Here is a 20,090-nt window from a genome sequence, read left to right as displayed (position 1 = left end):
GATCGCCAGGAGTCCATCATGACCTACCGCACACCGCTCACCCTGCTCTTCGCCGCCGGTCTAGCCCTGGGCGGCCAGGCTCGCGCCGAAGGCACCCTGCACTTCGCCAACTGGTCGGACTACTACCCGCCGGAGTTACTGAAGAAGTTCGAGAAGGACACCGGGATCAAGGCCACCCTCGACGCCTACGACAGCAACGAGACGCTGCTGGCCAAGCTCAAGGCCGGTGGCGGCGCCTACGACGTGGTGGTGCCGTCGGACAGTTTCATAGAAATATTCGTCAAGGAGGGGCTGCTGCAAAAGCTCGACAAGAGCCAGTTGCCGAGCCTGGGCAATCTGAAGGAAAACTTCCGGACCCTTGGCTTCGATCCCGGCCACGACTACAGCATTCCCTATCTCTGGGGCACCACCGGCTACAGCTACGATACGGCGAAGGTGCCGGGCGGCAGGCTGGAAGAAAGCTGGAAGCCGTTCTTCGAACCACCAGCCGAGCTGAAAGGCAAGGTGGTGGCTCTGAACTCCATCGAGGAACTGTTCATTCCCGCCACCTACTACCTCGGCATCGACGAATGCACCGAGGACGCCAGGGAAGCGCAGAAGGTCCTCGACCTGCTGCTCAGGCAAAAGCCGGCGCTGGCCATGTACAACAGCGACGGCACCATCGAGCGCATGGCCGCCGGCGAGGTCGCCATGCACCAGCAGTGGAACGGCGCCTTCCACCGCGCCCACGCCCAACGCGCCAGCCTCGAATACGTCTATCCGAAGGAAGGCATCCGGCTGTTCATCGACAACTTCGCGATTCCGCGCGACGCCAGCAACGTCAAGGAAGCCCACGTCTTCATCGACTGGATGATGCGCCCGGAGAACATCGCCGCCGCCTCCAACTTCGCCAAGTACAACAACGCCATCGTCGGCTCGGAGAAATTCATGGAGAAAGCACTGTTCGACGACCCGGCGATCAACACCCCGCAGGACAAGCTCGACCGCCTGAAGCCGTTCAAGCTCTGCTCGCCGAAAGCCCTGGCGTTGCGCAGCAAGGTCTGGACCAAGCTTAAGAAATGATCGACGCGGCGCTGGCGGCCAGCTCGCGCCAGCGCTGGCCGGCCAGCCAGCTTGGCCATTTCGATCCCTTTTTGACCGTCTACAGGGTTCTCCCCGGCGAAACCGGATTGCTAGAGTCGAACCGCGCCCTCCTCGAGGGGTCGCCCGGAGCCGCGGAAACGGCGCCGGCAGAGCCCAAGGGAACCTCGCGACCGCGAGCTAGAAATCCAACAAGAACGCTTCCTGAGAACGCCATGAACACTATCGACGCCCCAACGCCCGTGCCCGCACACGCCGCGCGCCCTCTCGTCACTGCCATTTCCACCGACCCGGCGGAAACCCCAGCGGTTTTCCACTAGCCCGTCCATTCACCCGGCGCAGGAAAGGTCCGCCCAAGCGGCCGCCTGCGGGATCGATACGGCATTTCGCGAGGAGCGGAACATGGCCAGCGAACGCAACAACGGCATCCTCATCGGCGGCAAGCGCCCCGAGTACGTCCACAGCGCCCAGGGCACCGGCCTGCGGCGCATCCTCGGGCTTCCCGCCCTGGTCTTCTTCGGGCTGGTCTACATGGTTCCGCTGACCATGTTCACCACCTACGGGGTAGTCACCGAGATCACCGGCGGTCGTACCGCCAGCGCCTACCTGATCACCCTGGCGGCGATGCTCTTCACCGCCTTTTCCTACAGCTTCATGGTGAAGAAATATCCCATCGCCGGCTCGGCCTATTCCTATACCAGCCTCAGCTTCGGCCCCTGCGTCGGCTTCCTCGCCGGCTGGTCGCTGCTGCTCGACTACCTGTTCCTGCCGATGATCAACTACCTGCTCATCGGCCTGTTCCTCAACATCGCCTTCCCGATGGTGCCGGCCTGGGTCTTCGTGCTCGCGGCGATCGGCCTGGTCACCGTGCTCAACGTGATCGGCATCAGCTCGGTGGCCGGCATGAGCAACGTGATCGTCGGCGCCCAGTTCGTCTTCGCCGTGGTGTTCGTCGCCATGGCGGTCAAGCACCTGGCCGGCATCCCCTCGCTGGACCTGAGCCTGCCCTTCGTCGGCGACGGCAGCCAGCCGGGCTTCGCCCCGTTGATGGCCGGCGCGGCGGTGCTGTGCCTGTCGTTCCTCGGCTTCGACGCGGTCTCGACCCTGGCCGAGGAAACCCGCGACCCGCAACGCGACATCCCGCGCGCCATCGTCATCACCACGGTCGGCGCCGGCCTGCTGTTCACCGTGCTGGCGGTCTTCAGCCAACTGGTGTTCCCCGGCAGCGTATTCCAGGACGCCGAGTCGGCGGCCAACGAAGTGATGCTGGCGGCCGGTGGCAAGTTCCTCGCCAGCTTCTTCACCGCCGCCTACGTCGCCGGCGCCGCCGGCTCGGCGCTGGCCTCGCAGGCCTCGGTGTCGCGCATCCTCTACAGCATGGGCCGCGACGGCATCCTGCCGCGGCGCGTGTTCGGCAGCCTCTCGGAGCGCTTCAAGACGCCAGTGATCGCGATCCTGGTGGTCTCGGTGATTTCCCTGCTGGCGGTGGTCATCGACCTCACCACCCTGGCCTCGATGATCAGCTTCGGCGCGCTGGTGGCGTTCTCCGCGGTGAACCTGGCGGTGATCCGCAGCTACCTGCTGCTCGACGGCCGCCGCGCCCCGCGCGACCTGCTGCGCTACGGGCTGGTGCCGGCCATCGGCCTGGGCCTGACCCTGTGGCTGTGGACCAGCCTCTCGGCGCTGACCCTGGTGATCGGCCTGACCTGGTTCGCCGCCGGCCTCGCCTACCTGGCGTTGCATACCGGCGGTTTCCGCCGCAAGGCGCCGACCGTGACCTTCTCCGAACAGAACTGAGCCCGGGAGCCCGACATGCTGACCATCTACAGCGACGACCATCGCCTGCACCACGGCCGGCACGAACTGATCGGCGGCCAGTTCACCCCCTGCTTCGAAAAACCCAGCCGCGCCGACATGGTCCTCGACCGCGTGAAGGCCGTCGGCCTCGGCGAAGTCCGCGCACCGCGCGACTTCGGCCTGGAACCGATCCGCCGGGTGCACAGCGAGGGTTTCGTGCGTTTCCTGCAGAACGCCTGGCAGGACTGGCTGGCCACCGGCCGCAGCCACGACATGCTGCCGATCGCCTGGCCGACCCGGCGCCTGCGGCAGACGGAGCCGGACAACATCGACGGTCGCCTCGGCTACTACTCCTTCGACGCCGGCGCGCCGATCACCGCCGGGACCTGGCAGGCGATCACCAGTTCGGCCAACGTCGCCCTCAGCGGCCAGTCCGAACTCGCCAACGGCGCGCGCTCGGTATTTTCGCTCTGTCGCCCGCCGGGCCACCACGCCGCGGCCGACTACATGGGCGGCTATTGCTTCTTCAACAATGCCGCCATCGCCGCCCAGGCCTTCCTCGACCGGGGCGCCGGGCGGGTGGCGATCCTCGACGTCGACTACCACCATGGCAACGGCACCCAGGACATCTTCTACGACCGCGCCGATGTGCTGTTCACCTCGATCCACGGCGATCCGCGCTTCGAATACCCCTATTTCCTCGGCTACGCCGACGAGAAGGGCAACGGCGTCGGCACCGGCTACAACTTCAACTACCCACTGGCGGCCGGCAGCGACTGGGCGACCTGGAGCCAGGCGCTGCAGGCGGCGATCCGGCAGATCCAGGCCTATGCGGCGGACGCCCTGATCGTTTCCCTGGGGGTGGATACCTTCAAGGAGGACCCGATTTCCCAGTTCCGCCTGGACAGCCCCGACTACCTGCGCATGGGCGAAGCCATCGGCAAGCTCGGCCTGGCCACGCTGTTCGTGATGGAGGGAGGCTACGCGGTGGAGGAAATCGGGATCAACGCAGTGAACGTGCTACAGGGTTTCGAAGGGGTTCACCGGTAAGCCCGCCCGCAACTTCACCCGGTCGGAACGCGAAACGGCCCGCCTCTCTTCCGGGAGGCGGGCCGTTTCGATTCAGGGCCTTACTTGATCACTTCGACGAACTCGACGTCGATCTCGCGGCCGACCAGGTCGCGGTCGACTTCGCCGGTCAGCTTGACCCGGGTCTTGTCGTTGATTTCCATCGGCGGGAAGTCTTCGTCGTCGATCTCCACCTTCATGCTGCCGGTGGCATCGCGGAACTCGTAGATGTCGCCCTTGATGCGCTTGACGATGGTGCCCTGGAGGACCACCGGGGTGTCGTCGGCGGCTTCCAGCGCGGCCTTCACCGTGGTGGTGGTCGGGGTAGCGCCCGGGCCGGTATAGCCGGCGGCCAGGGTGACGGTGGAGAACAGGCCGATGGCAGCGATGAGGGGCAGGTGACGAAGTTTCATGGGTAACGCCTCGTAGTTGGTTTCGATGGGTCCAGGCTACGAAGCCTTGCTGAAACCAGGCTTAATCGGCGCTTAAGCGAAGCTTAATCGGCGTCGCTGGTGGCCAGGCGCTCGCCGCTCTTCTTGCGGAACACGTAGAACAGGTTCGGCTCGCTGACCATGTAGATGGTGCCCTCGTCGTCGATGGCCACCCCTTCGGCGCGCGGGATCTTGCTGTCCAGGCCGTTGAAGCCGCCGAGCAGGCTGATGAAGCTGACCGGCTCGCCCTTCTCGTCCAGCTCCAGCAGCAGATGCGATTCGGCCGACAGCACCAGGGTATGGCCGGTACGCGGGTCGACGCTGAGGGCCGAGACGTTGCGCATGTACAGGTCGTCGCTCGGTAGCGCGGTCATCGCCCCGCTCAGGCTCGGCCCGCCGTCGCTCTTCCAGCTGAACAGGGTCATCGGATCGCGCTCCTTGCTCAGCAACAGACGCTGCTGGCGCGGATCCCAGGCGATGCCCTCGAAGCCCTTGTTCTTCTTGCCGATATTGCCCAGCGGGAATTCGGCCAGGCTCTTGGTGCTCAGCTCGGCGGTCTGCGGGTCGACATGGAAGATGGTCAGGGTATTGCGGCGCTCGTCGGTCACCGCGACGTTGCCGTTCTCCAGCACCGCCACGCCTTCGGGATTGCTCAGGCCGAGCAGCGGGATGGTGCGCAGCACGTCGCCGGTGAGCGACAGCTCCACCAGCAGCGGCCGCTTGCCGGTAACGGTGAACAGGGTCCTGGTTGCCGGGTTGTAGGCCAGGTCCGAGGTTTCTTCCTCCTCCAGGCCCCGCAACGGCTTGGCGTCGATCACCACCCGATAGCCCGGCAGCCAGATGCTTTCGTCGCGCTGCTGCTGGCTGGCCTGGCTTTCCTTCCACCAAAGGCCGGCGCGATCGTCCCAATGCATGACGATGGTCAGCACCACGCCGACGAGCACGACGAACGCCGGCAGCAGCCAGCGGAAACGGGGAAGCTTGGAGGCAAGGGACATGGGCGAGGCTCGACTGTTTGGCCAGGTGTTTTCTTGGGCGTCGCCATGAAAGGGCATTGCCCCCGGCCTGTCAATCGAAGCGTCGGCCAGCCGACCGACAGTCGTTTCCGCTGCCGGCGCTAGGGAGGCCGGCTGCACCCGGCGGCCGCAGCGGTTCAGAGCACGCGGGTCTCGAAACGGCTGGCGCCCGGCAATTCGAGCAGCAACTCGTCGCCGCTGTTCAGCGGCCCGACCCCGGACGGCGTGCCGGTCAGCACCACATCGCCGGCCTGTAGCGAGAAATGCCCGGCGATGTGCTGGATCAGCGGCACGATCGGATTGAGCATGTCGCGGCTGTTGCCGTCCTGGCGCACCTCGCCGTTGATGGTCAGGCGGATGCCGATGTCGGTCGGGTCGGGAAACTGGTCGGCGTTCACGAACGGCGACAGCACGCCGGCGCCATCGAAGCTCTTTGCCAGCTCCCAGGGCAGGCCCTTTTCCTTCAGTTTCGCCTGGACCTCGCGCAAGGTCAGGTCCAGCGCCGGCGCATAGCCGGAGATCGCGTCGAGGACCTCCTCGCGGTTCGGCTTGCGCGACAGCGGCTTGCCGATCAGCACGGCGATTTCCGCCTCGTAGTGTACCGAGCCGCGCTCCTGCGGCAGGCTCAGCCCGCCGCTCACCGGCACCACGCAGGAGCCGGGCTTGATGAACAGCAGCGGCTCGGTGGGAACCGGGTTGTTCAGTTCCTTGGCGTGTTCGGCGTAGTTGCGCCCGACGCAGACCAGCTTGCCCAGGGGGAAGTGGATCGGGGTGCCGTCGATATATTGATGCTGGTAACTCATTTACCGACTCCTGAACGGGTGGAAAGGCATCCGTGGCGCCCGCCACAGACGAGAAGGGCCGGATGACCGGCCCTCTGCGTTGCGACACCTGCTACTCGGCGAAGATCTTGCCGGGATTCATGATCCCGTTGGGGTCGAACACCGCCTTCAGTGCCTTCATATAGGCAATTTCGGTTTCCGAGCGGGTGTAGGTCAAGTAGTCGCGCTTGGTCATGCCCACGCCATGCTCGGCGGAAATCGAGCCGTCGTACTTCTCGACGGTCTCGAACACCCACTTGTTGACGGTCGCGCACTTGGCGAAGAACTCGTCCTTGCCGAGGTTTTCCGGCTTGAGGATGTTCAGGTGCAGGTTGCCGTCGCCGATGTGGCCGAACCACACCACCTCGAAGTCCGGGTAGTTGGCCTCGACGATGGCGTCGATGTCCTTGAGGAAGGCGGGCACCCGGGAAACCGTGACCGAGATGTCGTTCTTGTACGGCGTCCAGTGGGAGATGGTCTCGGAGATGTACTCGCGCAGCTTCCACAGGTTCTGCAACTGCTGCTCGCTCTGGCTCATCACCCCGTCCAGCACCCAGCCCTGCTCGACGCAGTGCTCGAAGGTGGCCAGCGCCTCGTTGGCGACTTCCTCGGTGGTCGCCTCGAACTCCAGCAGGGCGTAGAACGGGCAGTCGGTCTCGAACGCCCGTGGTACATCGCCACGGGCCAGGACCTTGGCCAGGGCCTTGTCGGAGAAGAACTCGAAGGCGGTCAGGTCGAGCTTGCTCTGGAAGGCATGCAGCACCGGCATGATCGAGTCGAAGTCGGGCGTGCCGAGGACCATAGCGGTGAGGTTCTTCGGCGTGCGCTCCAGACGCATGGTCGCCTCGACCACGAAGCCCAGGGTGCCTTCGGCGCCGATGAACAGCTGGCGCATGTCGTAGCCGGTGGCGTTCTTGATCAGGTCCTTGTTCAGCTCGAGCAGGTCGCCCTTGCCGGTGACGACCTTCATCCCGGCCACCCAGTTACGGGTCATGCCGTAGCGAATGACCTTGATCCCGCCGGCATTGGTGCCGATATTGCCGCCGATCTGGCTGGAACCGGAAGAAGCGAAGTCAACCGGGTAGTACAGGCCGTTTTCCTCGGCGAAGGTCTGCAGTTGCTTGGTAACCACGCCCGGCTGGCAGACTACGGTGCGGTCGAAGGCATTGAAGTCGAGTATTCGGTTCATGTAGTCGAAGGCCACCACGACTTCGCCGTTGGCCGCCACGGCCGCGGCGGAGAGCCCGGTACGACCGCCCGACGGGACCAGACCGACCTTGTGCTGGTTGGCCCAGCGGACGATCGCCTGGACCTGCTCGACGCTCTTGGGGAACACGATGGCCAGCGGCGCAGGGGCGAAATGCTTGGTCCAGTCCTTGCCGTAGGCGTCCAGGGAGGCGGCGTCGTCGAGCAGCTTGCCAGGCTCGACCAGGGGCTTGAGCGATTCGATCAGGGCTTCGCGGGTCATTCGGGAACTCTCAAATGATTCATGGTCGTCCTGAGAACAACTCAGGTCGCAACCGGGCAAGGAAAAGGGAGAACATGCTAGCATACGCCCCCCGCGCTTAGTGCCTCTGGGCGCCGAGTTGCGGGTGCCGGCCAGCGCCGGCCGGACCCGCTTCGCGCAGTTCGCTTTCCAGCCACTTCCTCCGGGACAACAGGTTTACGCAGATGAGCAAGACCTCTCTCGACAAGAGCAAGATCAAGTTCCTTCTTCTCGAAGGTGTCCACCAGAACGCCGTGGACACGCTGAAGGCCGCCGGCTACACCAACATCGAGTACCTCAAGACCGCGCTTTCCGGCGACGAGCTGAAGGAAAGGATCGCCGATGCGCACTTCATCGGCATTCGCTCCCGCACCCAGCTGACCGAAGAGGTCTTCGACTGCGCGAAGAAACTGATCGCGGTCGGCTGCTTCTGCATCGGCACCAACCAGGTCGACCTCAACGCCGCCCGCGAACGCGGTATCGCCGTGTTCAACGCGCCCTACTCGAACACCCGCTCTGTGGCTGAGCTGGTACTGGCCGAGGCGATCCTGCTGCTGCGCGGCATCCCGGAAAAGAACGCCTCCTGCCATCGCGGCGGCTGGATCAAGAGCGCGGCGAATTCCTTCGAGATCCGTGGCAAGAAGCTCGGCATCGTCGGCTACGGCTCGATCGGCACCCAGCTCTCGGTACTCGCCGAGGCCCTGGGCATGCAGGTGTTCTTCTACGACACCGTGACCAAGCTGCCGCTGGGCAACGCGGTGCAGATCGGCAGCCTGCACGAGCTGCTGGGCATGTCCGACATCGTCTCGCTGCACGTTCCCGAACTGCCCTCCACCCAGTGGATGATCGGCGAGAAGGAAATCCGCGCGATGAAGAAGGGCGGCATCCTGATCAACGCCGCGCGCGGCACAGTGGTCGAGCTGGACCACCTGGCCGCCGCGATCAAGGACGAGCACCTGATCGGCGCCGCCATCGACGTGTTCCCGGTCGAGCCGAAATCCAACGACGAGGAATTCGCCAGCCCGCTGCGTGGCCTGGACCGGGTGATCCTGACCCCGCACATCGGCGGCTCCACCGCCGAGGCACAGGCCAACATCGGCCTGGAAGTGGCGGAGAAGCTGGTCAAGTACAGCGACAACGGCACCTCGGTGTCCTCAGTCAACTTCCCCGAAGTGGCCCTGCCGTCGCACCCGGGCAAGCACCGCCTGCTGCACATCCACGCCAACATCCCCGGCGTGATGAGCGAGATCAACAAGGTCTTCGCCGACAACGGCATCAACGTTTCCGGCCAGTACCTGCAAACCAACGAGAAGGTCGGCTACGTAGTGATCGACGTCGATGCCGAGTACTCGGACCTGGCCCTGGAGAAACTCCAGCAGGTCAACGGTACCATCCGTAGCCGCGTGCTGTTCTAAGGCAGCGTCCGGCGGAAAGGAAAAAGGAGGCCCAGCGGCCTCCTTTTTTCGTTTCCGTCACTTGACGGTAACGGTGATCTTCTCCGACTCCACGGTCGGCTCCAGCGGCACGTGGTTCTTGTCGCCCACCAGCAGTTGCAGGGTGTGCTTGCCCGGCGGCAGGGTGATCTCGGTTTCGGTCTGGCCCTTGCCGAAGTGGCGGATGTTGTCGGTCATCGGCAGCGGCAGGTTCATCGCCGGCTGCTCCTTCAGGTCCACCAACAGGTGATGGTGGCCGGTATCCGGCATGTCGACGCCGGCCGGCGCCACGCCCATGCCTTTCAGGCCGAATTTCACGGTGAAGGTCTTGTCGACGGTTGCACCATCGGCCGGCGTGATGAAATACACTTTCGCCCCTTCGGGCGCCTTCGTCCGGGGCAGGTCGGCAGCCATCAGGCTGGCGGATGCGCCGAACATCAGGGCGGCTAGACCGAGGCAAGGCAATGTCACTCTCATGGGAGTCTCCTGTTTTCACTTCCGTTAGCACCCGGGAAACACCACTGGACGGAATTTCCCCGGCACTCTTCGTGCCTTCCGAATCAGGGAAAGGCATCGCTGGCACAGCGATTTCCACTGCGAAGCCCGTGTTAGAGCGGCGCTCGCGCACATAATCCGGGTCAATGCCCGCAACCCCTGGAAAGACCGCATGCAACCCAGTAGGTTCGCGATTGTCCAGGACGCGGGCCCGGCTAAGCTGAACGAACAGCATAGGCCCGACCGACGTTCATTCCCACCCGAGGAGTACTACATGCGATTTCTGCCCCGCCTGCTGATGCTGGTATCCCTGGCCGCTCCGCTGGCCCATGCCGAGCTGCTCGACGACGTCCACCAGCGCGGCGCCCTGCGCATCGCCCTGGAGGGCACCTATCCGCCGTTCAACTTCAAGCAGGGCGGCAAGCTCACCGGCTTCGAGACCGAACTGGGCGAACTGCTGGCCGCCGAACTGGCGGTCAAGCCGGAATTCGTCACCACCGAATGGAGCGGCATCCTCGCCGGCCTGCAGAGCGGCAAGTACGACATCGCGCTGAACCAGGTCTCGGTGAACGAGCAGCGGCGCAAGGTCTTCGACTTCAGCGAGCCATACACCATCTCCAGCGCCCAGTTGATCGTGCGCGCCGACGAAACCCGCCAGTTCAAGTCGCTGGAAGACCTCAAGGGCCTCAAGCTCGGCGTCGGCCAGGGCACCAACTACGCCGACCTGGCGAAGTCGGTGGCCGGCGTCAACGTGCGCACCTATCCGGGCGCCCCGGAATACCTGCAGGACCTGGCCAGCAAACGCATCGACGCGGCGCTCAACGACCGCCTGCTGATCCCCTTCGCCATCCGCGAGGCCAAGCTGCCGGTCAAGCCCGGCGCGGCGGTGGGACCGGTGGCGAACATGGCGATTCCCTACCGGAAGAACAATCCGAAGTTCGGCGAGGCGCTGAATGCGGCGCTGGAGAAGATCAAGGCCGACGGCCGCTTCGCCAAGCTCTCGGAAAAGTGGTTCGGCCTGGACGTCAGCCAGCCGCCGAAGTGAGCTCCCGCCCGAACGGGGGAAGCGGCCGCGCCCGAGAGACGCGGCCGTCGTGTTTGTCGATGGAGTGTTGAATGAATTCGCTGCAGAAATTGCTCGAATGGCTCGCCAACCTGGTCGAGCTGCTCGGGATGGCCTGGCCCTTCCTGCTCCAGGGCGCGATGTATACCGTGCTGTTCGCCGCGGTATCGATGGTCCTGGGCCTGATCCTCGGCTTCAGCGTCGCGGTGGTCCGGGTGACCAAGGTGCCGGTGGTCTCGCAGATCGCCGCGGTCTACGTCAGCGCCTTCCGCGGGACGCCACTGCTGGTGCAGATCTTCGTCCTGTACTACGGGCTGCCGAGCGTAGGCATCGAGTTCACCCCGGTCACCGCGGGCATCCTGGCGCTGACCCTGAATGTCGCGGCCTATCTCTCGGAGTCCATGCGCGGGGCGATCCTCGGCATCGACAAGGGACAATGGGAAGCCGGGCTCTCGGTCGGCCTGACCTGGGGCCAGACCCTGTGGAACATCATCACCCCGCAGGCCCTGCGCCTGGCGGTGCCGAGCCTGTCGAACAGCCTGATCAGCCTGATCAAGGACACCTCGCTGATCTCCGTGATCACCGTGACCGAACTGATGCTGGCGACCAAGGAGGTCATCGCCGAGACCTTCCAGCCGCTGCCGCTCTATCTCGCCGCCGCCGGGATCTACTGGCTGCTTTCGGCACTCTTCGAGCGTGTGCAGAAAGCCCTGGAGAACCGCCTGACCGCGCCGCTGCGGCGCTGAGTTCAGCCGCCGGCGTCGAGGCCGGCCAGGCAGACCGCGGCGCGGTCCAGTTCATCCTCGTTGAATACCAGCACGCCCATGCGCTTGAGGGCGGCGGCGGTAACGCCCTCGCCGGCGACCCGGTTGCCGTTGAAGCGCCCGTCGTAGTTCTCCAGGTTGCCGCAGGACGGACTGCGCGCCTTGAGCACGGCCATCCGGATGTCATGGCGGCGGACCAGCTCCACTGCCGCCTCCGCACCCAGCAGGAATGCTTCGCTGACATCCTCGCCGTCGACGGTGAAGACCCGGTTCAGCCGGTCCAGCACTTCGCCGCCCTGGCCGCCGGGGATCTCCGCTGGCGGGCGGGGCGTCGGCAGGCCTCCGGCGACCTCCGGGCAAAGGGCGACGATCCGCCCCTGCGCATGCCAGCGCGAGAGCAGGTCGAACGGGCCATGGCTGCCACCGTCGTAGCGCACCAGGTGGCCCAGCAGGCAACGGCTGACCAGAACCTTCTGCATGGATGCTCCACCCCTTTGACAGGCACACAGAGTAGCCCGCCGCTCGCCGATGGTCACGCCCGGTAACAGTAGCCGGGAAGCACCGGGGAAACCCGCCCTCCACCCAACCGGAGTTAGGCCTCGCGGTAGCGCTCCAGCGCCCGTATGGCGGGGACCAGGGCTATTTCTTGCCGATCCTTAGGATAGAACTGCGGGCGGCCCATGGCGAACCTCCGCCGCCCCGAGCAGACTGGCTTCCCGCGCAACCGCGAAGGACCCGCCCGTCATGCTCCCGACCCGCTCGCTTCTACCGTTTTTCCTGGCCCCCGCGTTGCTCGCCAGCGCTGCCAGCCAGGCGGCCATGGAGGCCCTGGACAACGACAGTCTCAGCCAGGTCACCGGCCAGGCCGGCATCAGCCTGCGCCTGGACCTGCGCGCCGGCGCGGCCAGGGTCGCCTGGGTGGACGACGGCGGCAGCCTCTCGCTGCGCAACCTGGTGATCGACAACGGCTGCGTGAAGGCCGGCGACTGCCCGGACGGGCGCGGCGGCAACATCCCCCTGGGCGCCGCCCAGCTCGGCCTGAGCTTGCCGATCTTCGGCGTCGAGCAGCCGACCCTGGCACTGGACGTGACCACCGGCAGCGGCGGCGGGCAGCAACTGGCGATCAGCCTGCCGGACCTCGCCACCATCAACGACCAGTTGATCGCCAGCGGCCTGCCGGCGCAGCGCATCCGCCTGCGGGTGGCCAGCGACCTGTACATCGGCGACAACTCGATCGGCCGCATCGAACTGCGCGACATCACCGACCTGCGCGGCACGATCAAGGTCTGGGGTCACTGAGGCGGCGACGCCGCCGAGGGTTCAGGAGAGTTGCAGGAGGGATTCGTTGCGCCGGCGGAACCAGCCGGTCAGCGACAGCCGGTCGCGGCTGGCGGGCAGGACTTCGTGCTCGGTGCCGGCGGACATGAACACCACCAGGCTACCGCCCGTCGGCTGGATGTCCACCTGCCGCTGCGGCAGGTGCAGGCGCAGCGCGCCGCCATGCTCGGGCAACCAGGCATCGTTGAGGTAGAGAACCGCGGAGACGGTGCGTGCGTCGTCGTCGCGGAAACGATCGACATGCTTCTGGTAATAGGCGCCCGGCGGGTACAGCGCGAAGTGGCACTCGAAATCCTCGAGGCCGAGGAACAGCGAGGCGTTGAGCGCCTGGCGCAAGCTGTCCATCACCCCCAGGTATTCGTCGCAGGCCTCGGATTCTCCGGGCTCCAGCCATTGCGTGAGGTCGCCGCGGATGCCTTCGCGGATCACCTGGCCGTCGCCGCGGCCGATCGCCGCCGGGGTCAGGTCGCCCGCGACCGCACGGGTGCGGCACTCTTCGGCCAATCTGGTGGTCAGACGCTCAGGCATGAAGATGCTCTGGTGCGACCAGCCCTGGTCGACCAGTTCATCGACGATGCGATGCAGGAGGGGATGATTGACGTTGATGTGCATTGTCCATTGTAGCGTGCCGCCCCGGTGTCTCGACAAGCGGTCCGCCGCATGTCGACAATAGCGCCCCATGGACGGCACCACCCGAACGACGAGGCTTTCGCCGCCAAAGGAGTATCAATGCGCGCTTTGCTCGCCTTCGCTTTACTGCTGGTTGGTCTGCCCGCCCTGGCCGACCCTTATCAACGCCTGTACCAGGCCGCTGGCTGGCCCGACCAGCGCGCGCATTTCAGCGATGCCCTGGACGCGGCGCAGAAGCGCTACCAGGACAAGCTGCCGCCCGCGCTCTACCAGACCCTGGTGGACAACAGCAATCGCCGCTTCGCCCCGGCCGAAGTCGACCAGCGCGCCCTCAACGGCCTGCGCGAGAACCTGCCGGACAGCGCCAGCCCGCTGAATTTCTTCGAGTCGCCGCTGGGGCGCAAGGTGGTCGCCGCCGAGGTGCTCGCCACCCGCCGCGACCAGTTGCTCCAGCACAGCAACGGCCTGCCGCGGCAGACCGCCAGCGAGCCACGCCGGGCCCTGGTCAAGCGCCTGGCCCAGGTCCTTCCGGCCCGAGAGGCCGGCGCGGAAGTCAGCCTGGCCCTGGCCGGGGTCGCCGCCGACAGCCTCAGCCAGATGCTTCCGGGCCTCCCCGGCCTGCTTGGCGGCGGACAGACCGGCCAGTTGCTGGAAGGCCAGCGCCAGCGCCTGGTGCAGCAGATCGGCGCGGACCTGGAGAACACCCTGCTGTATGTCTACCGCGATCTCTCCGATGCGGAACTCACCCAGTACGTGAACTTCGCCGAGTCGCCGGCCGGCCGCAGCTACTACCAGGCGGCCCTGGCCGCGCTGAAAGCCGGCCTGGCGGTGGACCAGGCGGTCGCCCCCTGATCGACGCGGGGCCTGGAACTCAGGCCCCCAGCGCGTCGCTCAGGAAATCGAAATAGCGCCGCCGCAGCCCCTCGCTTTCGTTCGCCAGGTGATGGCGCGCCTCTTCCAGCAACAGTATCCGCGGCTCGTCGAATTTCTCCCGCAGCACCTTCAGGCCATGGCGCCAGTCCACCGTCTCGTCGGACTCGCCCTGCACCACCAGGGGGCTCAGGGCACGCCGAGGTGCCCGCTCGATGCGCGGCACCCAGCGGGTCAGCGCGCCGACCCAGGCGGTCGGCAGGGTGCGTGGCTGCAACGGATCGTGCTCGCGGAGGAAGTCGAGGAACTGCGGATCGCTGGAGTTCTCCGAGAAGCGCCGCGGGATCGAGTCGACGAAGGGGCTCAGCAGGCGGTAGCTGAGCTTCGACCAGCCCCAGGCGCGCGGGCGCACCAGCGGCGCCAGGAGAATCGTCTCGCCCAGCTCGGGACGTTCGCCGCCGTGCAGCAGGTAGTCCAGCAGGATCGCCCCCCCGGTGCTTTGTCCGCAGAGGTGCCAGGGCGCCGCCAGGTCGAGTTCGGCAGCCTGGCCCAGCAGGCCCTTGAACACCGCCTGGTATTCGGCGAAGTCGCGGATGCTGGCCCGCTCGCCTTCGGACAGGCCATGCCCCGGCAGGTCGCAGGCGAGCACCGAGAAGCCCATGCCCAGCGCCCAGTCGACCACGTGCCGATACAGTCCCATGTGGTCGTAATAGCCATGCATCAGCAACAGGCTGCCGCGCGCTTCCGGCAGCAGCCAGGCCTGCACCGCCAGGCGGCGCCCGTCGACCGCCATGCTGCCGAGCCGCGCTTGCAGGCGCGGATGGCGGGAGCGCAGGTCCAGGCCGTAGTAGGCCTGGTAGGCGAGGACGGCGGCGTCCGCCTCGGCCGCGGCCAAGGGTCGCAGGTGCTGGCGCAGGTAATCGGGGTTGAAGGCTTCTGACATCGGCGGTTCCGGGCTGCAATCGATTCGTGGCCGGGCCACGGGCGAAACCCAGGGATATTCAGCTGCGCGCGAACACATGGCAAGCTTGGCACCCGTTTTCCGTGTGAATGCCATGACTCCCCGCCGCAAGACGCTCCTCGTCAGCCTGGTCGGCCTGCTCTGGGCCGGCGGCCTGCTCGCCGCCTACTGGTGGTTCGAGATCCGCTACATCCGCCCGTTCAGCGAGCAGACCACCCTGTTCTCCGGCGACAGCCTGCGCCTGCCGGCCGAGCTGGCCGGGCCGGGGGCGATCCGCCTGGTGCATTTCTGGGACCCGGCCTGCCCCTGCAACGTCGGCAACCAGCAGCACCTCGGCGAGCTGATCGAACGCTTCGCCGGCAAGGGCGTGGAGTTCCATGTCCTGCAGAAGCCTGGCAGCCAGGGCCGCCTGCCGGACAACCTGGCCGCCCTGCGCCCCCTCGCTGGTCTGCCCGGTTCCGAGCAGTTGCCGGCCAGCCCGGCCGTGGCGATCTGGGACCGCGACGGCCGCCTGGCCTACTTCGGCCCCTATAGCGAGGGCGCGGTATGCACCTCCAGCAACAGCTTCATCGAACCGATCCTCGAAGCGCTGCTGCAGGGACGTCCGGTGGATGCCACCCATACCCTCGCCGTGGGTTGCTACTGCCCCTGGACCCCGGAAAAAGGCTGACCTGGCTCAACACCGGGCCTTCCGGAGGGGGCGCCGGAAGGCGTAGCGGCTACACTGCCCGGGTCGGCCCACGAGGGGCCGTTGCCGAACCAAGGAGTCGCTGCATGTCCCTACGTCCCACCCTCGCCCTGCTCGCCCTCGTCAGCCTGCCACTGATGGCCGCCCAGAACGACCCTCAGCCCAGCAGCAAGGAACTGATGAAGGAGCACCAGGCGCAGATCCAGAACGACCTGGCCGACGTCGACTACAAGCGCAAGCGCATCGTCGAGGCCAACATGAACCTCACCGACCAGGAAGGCGAGAAGTTCTGGCCGATCTACAACACCTACCGCACCGAGTCGGACAAGCTCAGCAAGGAAACCCTCAAGCTCCTGCTCGACTACGCCCAGGCCTACAACAGCGGCAACGTCAGCGACGACCAGGCGAGCAAGCTGATCGAGCGTGTCGACGACCTCCAGGAGGACCGTCTGGAACTGCGCGACAAGTACGTCAAGCGCATCGCCAAGAACGTCTCGCCCAAGCGCGCCATGCGCTTCCTGCAGATCGAGATCCAGCTCGACGCCATCGCCACCCTGGAGATCGGCCGTCAGGTACCGCTGGTCGAGTAACCCTCTTCCCGCTTCGCCAGCCGCGCCCTGTATTGCTCCGGGGGCGCGGCGTGCCAGCGGCGAAAGGCCCGGTAGAACGGCGACAGCTCGGCGAACCCGCAAGCCTTGGCCACCTCGCGGATGGCGCGACCGGCCAACAGCATCTCGCTCGCCCGCTGCCGGCGAACCTCATCGCGAACCTGCCGGAAACTCGCTCCCCCAGCGGCCAGCGCACGCTGCAAGGCACCGCTGCCAAGGCCCAGCTCCGCCGCGCACTGGCGCAAGCCATAGCCCTCACCGAGGCGCAGCTCGATCAGGTAGCGCACGCGATTGAGCAAGCGGTTCTCGCTGAGTTCGCGGGACTGTTCTTCCGCGTGGCGGGTCAGCACGTCATGCATGTCCGGATTGGCGTTGCGCGAAGGACGCCGCAGCAAGGCGGCGGAAAACACCAGGGCATCGTGCGGCCGCGAGAACAGCGGCAGCCTGCCGAACAACCGGCGGTGTTCGCCCAGCCGCGGCGGGGCTCGGTGGCGGAACTCGATGCGCTCGGCGACGAACTCGTCGTCGCTGATCAGCGCCAGCAGCTTGAGGAACAGCAGCATCAAGCATTCGATCTGCTGGCGCAGCGAGGCATAGCCCAGGTAGTTGATGTCGAGGATCAGCCTTGCCGTTTCCCCTTCGACCTCGAGGCGCGCGGCGAAACCGCCGGAGAGAATGTGCTGGAAACGCACGAAGCTGCGCAGCGCCTCCTCCAGGTCGCGCGCGGACAGCAGCAGGTAGCCGACCACATCGAGCAGGCGCGGCTTCATTGCCTCGCCCAGGTGCAGGCCGATGTCGGCATCGCCGGTCACCGCCGCCAGCTCGGTCCAGAACAACGGGGCGTTGTCATGCACCAGGCGGCCGCCCAGGGTCGGCGGCGGCAGCGGGATACGCCGGTAGACGCTGCGGTAGACGCGGGTGGGGTCGAGCCCGAGGGCGTCCAGGGCTTCATACAACAGACGCCGCAACGTGGCGGAATGGGTCAGGGGGCTGGTAGACGGGTCGTCCTGCATGGCGGCTCCTCGCGATTGACCAAAGACTTCCAGGGTCCGAGCATTCGGTCAATGCCGCGGGCCGGCCGCATCCGCAGAATGCTCGGCACTACAACAAGGAGAAAGGATCGATGAAACGCACCCTGACCGTGATCGCCGTGGCGGTCGCCGCCGCGGCTGCCGGCGGCGCCTGGTACCTCCATGCCAAGCAGCCGCTCCGCAACGGCTCGCTCGCCGTGGCCCACCTGCAGGCGCCGGTCGACGTGCGCTACGACGAGCGCGGGGTTCCGCACCTGTACGCGCAGAACCAGACCGACCTCTACCGCGCCCTCGGCTACGTGCACGCCCAGGACCGCCTGTTCCAGATGGAAATGCTGCGGCGCCTGGCGCGCGGCGAGCTGGCCGAAGTGCTCGGACCCAAGCTGGTGGATACCGACCGTCTGTTCCGCACCCTGCGCATCCGCGACCACGCCGCCGAATACAGCGCCCGCCAGGACAAGCAGTCGCAGCCCTGGAAAGTGCTGGAGGCCTACCTGGACGGGGTCAACCAGTTCCAGGAAAACAACCCGGCGCCGCTCGAATTCGATCTGCTGGGCATACCCAGGCGTCCCTTCACCCCCGAAGATACCCTGAGCATCGCCGGCTACATGGCCTACAGCTTCGCCGCCGCCTTCCGCACCGAGCCGGTGCTGACCTACATCCGCGACGAACTGGGCAGCGACTACCTGCGCATCTTCGATCTCGACTGGCATCCGCAGGGCGTGCTGACGCCCTCCGGCGCACTGGGCGCCGGCGACTGGAAGGACCTCGGCGCCCTCGCCCGTCTCAGCCAGCAGGCCCTGGAGGACGCCGGCCTGCCGCAGTTCGAGGGCAGCAACGCCTGGGTCGTCGCCGGCAGCCGCACCGCCAGCGGCAAGCCCCTGCTGGCCGGCGACCCGCATATCCGCTTCGCCGCGCCGGCGGTATGGTACGAGGCCCAGCTGAGCGCGCCCGGCTTCGAACTCTATGGCCACCACCAGGCGCTCAACCCCTTCGCCTCGCTGGGCCACAACCGTGCGTTCGGCTGGAGCCTGACGATGTTCCAGAACGACGACCTCGACCTGGTCGCCGAGAAGGTCAACCCGGACAACCCCAACCAGGTCTGGTACCAGGGCGAATGGGTCGACCTGCAGAGCGAGGAGCAGGAAATCGCGGTCAAGGGCGCTGCGCCGGTGAAGCTCACCCTGCGCCGCTCGCCCCACGGTCCGATCGTCAACGACGCGCTCGGCGCCAGCTCCGGCAAGACCCCGATCGCCATGTGGTGGGCTTTCCTCGAGACCGAGAACCCGGTGCTCGACGCCTTCTACCAGCTGAATCGCGCCGATACCCTGGCCAAGGCCCGCGCGGCGGCCTCGAAGATCCATTCGCCGGGACTCAACCTGGTCTGGGCCAATGCCGCCGGCGATATCGGCTGGTGGGCCTCGGCGGCCCTGCCGAAGCGGCCGGAGGGGGTGAACCCGAGCTTCATCCTCGACGGCAGCAAGGGCGAGGCGGACAAGTCCGGCTTCTATCCGTTCGCCGACAACCCACAGGAGGAAAACCCGGCGCGCGGCTATATCGTCTCCGCCAACTTCCAGCCGGTCCCGGCCAATGGCCGGCCGATTCCCGGCTACTACAACCTGGCGGACCGCGGCCAGTGGCTGGATACCCAACTGGCCGACCGCGGCACCAAATGGAACCTGGACAACAGCCGCGCGCTGCAACTCGGCAATCGCACCGGCTACGCGCCACGCCTGCTCGCACCCTTGCTGCCGGTCCTGCGCGAGGTGGTCGACGACGCCGAAGGCAAGCGCCTGGTCGAGCAACTGGCGGCCTGGAACGGCGACTACCCGGTCGACTCGACCGCCGCCACGCTGTTCAACCAGTTGCTGTTCCAGATTGCCGAGGGCGCCTTGCACGACGAACTGGGCGATGCCTTCTTCGACAGCCTGATCGCCACCCGCGCCATCGACAGCGCGCTGCCTCGGCTGGCTGCCGACGCCGACTCGCCCTGGTGGGACGACCGCCGCACAGAACGCCGGGAAACCCGCGCGGATATCGTCAGGGCCGCCTGGAACGCCTCCCTCGCGCATCTGCGCGGCACCCTCGGCAACGACCCGTCCGGCTGGCTGTGGGGCAAGGCGCATACCCTGACCCACGAGCACGCCCTGGGCCAGCAGGCGCTGCTCAAGCGCCTTCTCAACGTCGGTCCGTTCGCCGCCCCCGGCACCCACGAGGTACCGAACAATCTGTCGGCGAAGATCGGCCCGGCCCCCTGGGCGGTCACCTACGGTCCATCGACCCGGCGCCTGGTGGACTTCGCCGACCCGACCCACAGCCTCGGCATCAACCCGGTCGGGCAGAGCGGCGTGCCCTTCGACGGCCACTACGACGACCAGGCCGAGGCCTACATCGAGGGCCACTACCTGCCGCAGCACTACGAGGAAAACGAGGTGAAGGCGAACAGCAAGGGCGTGCTGGTGCTGGAGCCGAAGCGCTGAGCCGGTCGGCGTGGGGTCGGGCGAGTAACC

20 protein-coding genes are annotated in these 20,090 nt (G+C 66.5%); 11 read left to right on the top strand and 9 right to left on the bottom strand.

The genetic code is table 11. The features are described 5' to 3' along the window. The first annotated feature begins 18 nt into the window (after positions 1-18). The 3 genes from ACYAF3_RS13080 (at position 19) to aphB (ending at position 3,927) form a co-directional block, all read left to right on the top strand. Positions 19-1,062, top strand: coding sequence for an ABC transporter substrate-binding protein (locus ACYAF3_RS13080; protein WP_003084365.1), 1,044 nt, complete (start codon positions 19-21; stop codon positions 1,060-1,062). A gap of 420 nt (positions 1,063-1,482) precedes the next feature. Then, positions 1,483-2,877: an APC family permease gene (locus ACYAF3_RS13075; protein WP_003112951.1), complete on the top strand. Its 1,395-nt coding sequence runs from the start codon at positions 1,483-1,485 to the stop codon at positions 2,875-2,877. Positions 2,878-2,892: 15 nt separating this feature from the next. Next, positions 2,893-3,927, top strand: coding sequence for an acetylpolyamine amidohydrolase AphB (gene aphB, locus ACYAF3_RS13070; RefSeq protein ID WP_003112950.1), 1,035 nt, complete (start codon positions 2,893-2,895; stop codon positions 3,925-3,927). Between the two features lie 80 nt (positions 3,928-4,007). Here aphB and ACYAF3_RS13065 read toward each other — a convergent pair whose 3' ends face one another. The 4 genes from ACYAF3_RS13065 to ACYAF3_RS13050 form a co-directional block, all read right to left on the bottom strand. Then, entirely contained in the window at positions 4,008-4,358 is a 351-nt protein-coding gene (locus ACYAF3_RS13065; RefSeq protein ID WP_003084357.1) for a NirD/YgiW/YdeI family stress tolerance protein, read from the bottom strand. A gap of 83 nt (positions 4,359-4,441) precedes the next feature. Continuing rightward, on the bottom strand, positions 4,442-5,431 hold the full coding sequence (locus tag ACYAF3_RS13060) for an SdiA-regulated domain-containing protein (protein WP_016561505.1): 990 nt from the start codon (positions 5,429-5,431) through the stop codon (positions 4,442-4,444). Positions 5,432-5,529: 98 nt separating this feature from the next. Next, positions 5,530-6,195, bottom strand: coding sequence for a fumarylacetoacetate hydrolase family protein (locus ACYAF3_RS13055; RefSeq protein WP_003110705.1), 666 nt, complete (start codon positions 6,193-6,195; stop codon positions 5,530-5,532). Positions 6,196-6,286: 91 nt separating this feature from the next. Continuing rightward, positions 6,287-7,681, bottom strand: a complete 1,395-nt coding sequence (locus ACYAF3_RS13050) for an FAD-binding oxidoreductase (RefSeq protein ID WP_023115707.1) — start codon at positions 7,679-7,681, stop codon at positions 6,287-6,289. A 203-nt stretch (positions 7,682-7,884) separates the two neighbouring features. Here ACYAF3_RS13050 and serA point away from each other — a divergent pair, with 203 nt between their 5' ends. After that, positions 7,885-9,114, top strand: a complete 1,230-nt coding sequence (gene serA, locus ACYAF3_RS13045; RefSeq protein WP_003112947.1) for a phosphoglycerate dehydrogenase — start codon at positions 7,885-7,887, stop codon at positions 9,112-9,114. Positions 9,115-9,171: 57 nt separating this feature from the next. Here serA and ACYAF3_RS13040 read toward each other — a convergent pair whose 3' ends face one another. Continuing rightward, positions 9,172-9,609 carry a DUF4399 domain-containing protein gene (locus tag ACYAF3_RS13040; protein WP_003084345.1) on the bottom strand — a complete coding sequence of 146 codons (438 nt, stop codon included), beginning with the start codon at positions 9,607-9,609 and terminating at the stop codon, positions 9,172-9,174. A gap of 292 nt (positions 9,610-9,901) precedes the next feature. Here ACYAF3_RS13040 and ACYAF3_RS13035 point away from each other — a divergent pair, with 292 nt between their 5' ends. Both ACYAF3_RS13035 and ACYAF3_RS13030 read left to right on the top strand, forming a co-directional pair. Next, a complete protein-coding gene (locus ACYAF3_RS13035) occupies positions 9,902-10,672 on the top strand; it encodes a cystine ABC transporter substrate-binding protein (protein WP_003112946.1) in 771 nt (256 codons plus the stop codon). Positions 10,673-10,743: 71 nt separating this feature from the next. Beyond that, complete coding sequence (locus tag ACYAF3_RS13030) at positions 10,744-11,436, top strand: amino acid ABC transporter permease (RefSeq protein ID WP_003084339.1); 693 nt, start codon at positions 10,744-10,746, stop codon at positions 11,434-11,436. 2 nt (positions 11,437-11,438) lie between these two features. On the opposite strand, the gene ACYAF3_RS13025 is transcribed toward ACYAF3_RS13030, so the two are convergent. Next, the gene (locus tag ACYAF3_RS13025; protein ID WP_003112945.1) at positions 11,439-11,933 is read right to left on the bottom strand and encodes a 2-thiouracil desulfurase family protein; all 495 of its coding nucleotides are present in this window, start codon (positions 11,931-11,933) and stop codon (positions 11,439-11,441) included. 265 nt (positions 11,934-12,198) lie between these two features. On the opposite strand from ACYAF3_RS13025, the gene ACYAF3_RS13020 reads away from it, so the two are divergent. Beyond that, the gene (locus tag ACYAF3_RS13020) at positions 12,199-12,753 is read left to right on the top strand and encodes a DUF6160 family protein (protein WP_003084327.1); all 555 of its coding nucleotides are present in this window, start codon (positions 12,199-12,201) and stop codon (positions 12,751-12,753) included. Positions 12,754-12,774: 21 nt separating this feature from the next. On the opposite strand, the gene ACYAF3_RS13015 is transcribed toward ACYAF3_RS13020, so the two are convergent. After that, positions 12,775-13,473, bottom strand: coding sequence for a 2OG-Fe(II) oxygenase (locus ACYAF3_RS13015; protein ID WP_003118764.1), 699 nt, complete (start codon positions 13,471-13,473; stop codon positions 12,775-12,777). A 48-nt stretch (positions 13,474-13,521) separates the two neighbouring features. Here ACYAF3_RS13015 and ACYAF3_RS13010 point away from each other — a divergent pair, with 48 nt between their 5' ends. After that, complete coding sequence (locus ACYAF3_RS13010) at positions 13,522-14,274, top strand: hypothetical protein (protein ID WP_003084320.1); 753 nt, start codon at positions 13,522-13,524, stop codon at positions 14,272-14,274. 19 nt (positions 14,275-14,293) lie between these two features. On the opposite strand, the gene bipL is transcribed toward ACYAF3_RS13010, so the two are convergent. Then, positions 14,294-15,235 carry a phospholipase BipL gene (gene bipL / locus ACYAF3_RS13005; RefSeq protein ID WP_003084318.1) on the bottom strand — a complete coding sequence of 314 codons (942 nt, stop codon included), beginning with the start codon at positions 15,233-15,235 and terminating at the stop codon, positions 14,294-14,296. A gap of 76 nt (positions 15,236-15,311) precedes the next feature. Between bipL and ACYAF3_RS13000 the strand changes: the two genes are divergently transcribed. Together ACYAF3_RS13000 and ACYAF3_RS12995 are read left to right on the top strand one after the other, a co-directional pair. Beyond that, on the top strand, positions 15,312-15,923 hold the full coding sequence (locus ACYAF3_RS13000; protein ID WP_003118762.1) for a DUF6436 domain-containing protein: 612 nt from the start codon (positions 15,312-15,314) through the stop codon (positions 15,921-15,923). A 104-nt stretch (positions 15,924-16,027) separates the two neighbouring features. Continuing rightward, on the top strand, positions 16,028-16,531 hold the full coding sequence (locus tag ACYAF3_RS12995) for a transcriptional regulator (RefSeq protein WP_003112942.1): 504 nt from the start codon (positions 16,028-16,030) through the stop codon (positions 16,529-16,531). Here the strand turns inward: ACYAF3_RS12995 and ACYAF3_RS12990 are convergent. Further along, the gene (locus tag ACYAF3_RS12990) at positions 16,510-17,562 is read right to left on the bottom strand and encodes an AraC family transcriptional regulator (protein WP_003112941.1); all 1,053 of its coding nucleotides are present in this window, start codon (positions 17,560-17,562) and stop codon (positions 16,510-16,512) included. The genes ACYAF3_RS12995 and ACYAF3_RS12990 overlap by 22 nt on opposite strands. Positions 17,563-17,672: 110 nt before the next feature. Here ACYAF3_RS12990 and hacB point away from each other — a divergent pair, with 110 nt between their 5' ends. Further along, positions 17,673-20,060: an N-acylhomoserine lactone acylase HacB gene (hacB, locus tag ACYAF3_RS12985; RefSeq protein WP_023115706.1), complete on the top strand. Its 2,388-nt coding sequence runs from the start codon at positions 17,673-17,675 to the stop codon at positions 20,058-20,060. Positions 20,061-20,090: the final 30 nt, after the last annotated feature.

Source organism: Pseudomonas sp. TZ252 (assembly GCF_056110345.1).
This window is presented reverse-complemented; position numbering and strand designations above follow the sequence as displayed.

Excerpts from the sequence above, each read along its gene's own strand:
- ACYAF3_RS13075 (WP_003112951.1), top strand. The coding sequence starts at position 1,483 with ATGGCCAGCGAACGCAACAACGGCATCCTCATCGGCGGCAAGCGCCCC.
- ACYAF3_RS12995 (WP_003112942.1), top strand. The coding sequence starts at position 16,028 with ATGTCCCTACGTCCCACCCTCGCCCTGCTCGCCCTCGTCAGCCTGCCA.
- ACYAF3_RS13025 (WP_003112945.1), bottom strand. The coding sequence starts at position 11,933 with ATGCAGAAGGTTCTGGTCAGCCGTTGCCTGCTGGGCCACCTGGTGCGC.
- ACYAF3_RS13050 (WP_023115707.1), bottom strand. The coding sequence starts at position 7,681 with ATGACCCGCGAAGCCCTGATCGAATCGCTCAAGCCCCTGGTCGAGCCT.
- ACYAF3_RS12990 (WP_003112941.1), bottom strand. The coding sequence starts at position 17,562 with ATGCAGGACGACCCGTCTACCAGCCCCCTGACCCATTCCGCCACGTTG.
- ACYAF3_RS13040 (WP_003084345.1), bottom strand. The coding sequence starts at position 9,609 with ATGAGAGTGACATTGCCTTGCCTCGGTCTAGCCGCCCTGATGTTCGGC.
- ACYAF3_RS13060 (WP_016561505.1), bottom strand. The coding sequence starts at position 5,431 with ATGCCCTTTCATGGCGACGCCCAAGAAAACACCTGGCCAAACAGTCGA.
- ACYAF3_RS13030 (WP_003084339.1), top strand. The coding sequence starts at position 10,744 with ATGAATTCGCTGCAGAAATTGCTCGAATGGCTCGCCAACCTGGTCGAG.
- bipL (WP_003084318.1), bottom strand. The coding sequence starts at position 15,235 with ATGTCAGAAGCCTTCAACCCCGATTACCTGCGCCAGCACCTGCGACCC.
- ACYAF3_RS13010 (WP_003084320.1), top strand. The coding sequence starts at position 13,522 with ATGCGCGCTTTGCTCGCCTTCGCTTTACTGCTGGTTGGTCTGCCCGCC.
- ACYAF3_RS13020 (WP_003084327.1), top strand. The coding sequence starts at position 12,199 with ATGCTCCCGACCCGCTCGCTTCTACCGTTTTTCCTGGCCCCCGCGTTG.
- ACYAF3_RS13065 (WP_003084357.1), bottom strand. The coding sequence starts at position 4,358 with ATGAAACTTCGTCACCTGCCCCTCATCGCTGCCATCGGCCTGTTCTCC.
- ACYAF3_RS13000 (WP_003118762.1), top strand. The coding sequence starts at position 15,312 with ATGGCAAGCTTGGCACCCGTTTTCCGTGTGAATGCCATGACTCCCCGC.
- ACYAF3_RS13035 (WP_003112946.1), top strand. The coding sequence starts at position 9,902 with ATGCGATTTCTGCCCCGCCTGCTGATGCTGGTATCCCTGGCCGCTCCG.
- aphB (WP_003112950.1), top strand. The coding sequence starts at position 2,893 with ATGCTGACCATCTACAGCGACGACCATCGCCTGCACCACGGCCGGCAC.
- hacB (WP_023115706.1), top strand. The coding sequence starts at position 17,673 with ATGAAACGCACCCTGACCGTGATCGCCGTGGCGGTCGCCGCCGCGGCT.
- ACYAF3_RS13080 (WP_003084365.1), top strand. The coding sequence starts at position 19 with ATGACCTACCGCACACCGCTCACCCTGCTCTTCGCCGCCGGTCTAGCC.
- serA (WP_003112947.1), top strand. The coding sequence starts at position 7,885 with ATGAGCAAGACCTCTCTCGACAAGAGCAAGATCAAGTTCCTTCTTCTC.
- ACYAF3_RS13055 (WP_003110705.1), bottom strand. The coding sequence starts at position 6,195 with ATGAGTTACCAGCATCAATATATCGACGGCACCCCGATCCACTTCCCC.
- ACYAF3_RS13015 (WP_003118764.1), bottom strand. The coding sequence starts at position 13,473 with ATGGGGCGCTATTGTCGACATGCGGCGGACCGCTTGTCGAGACACCGG.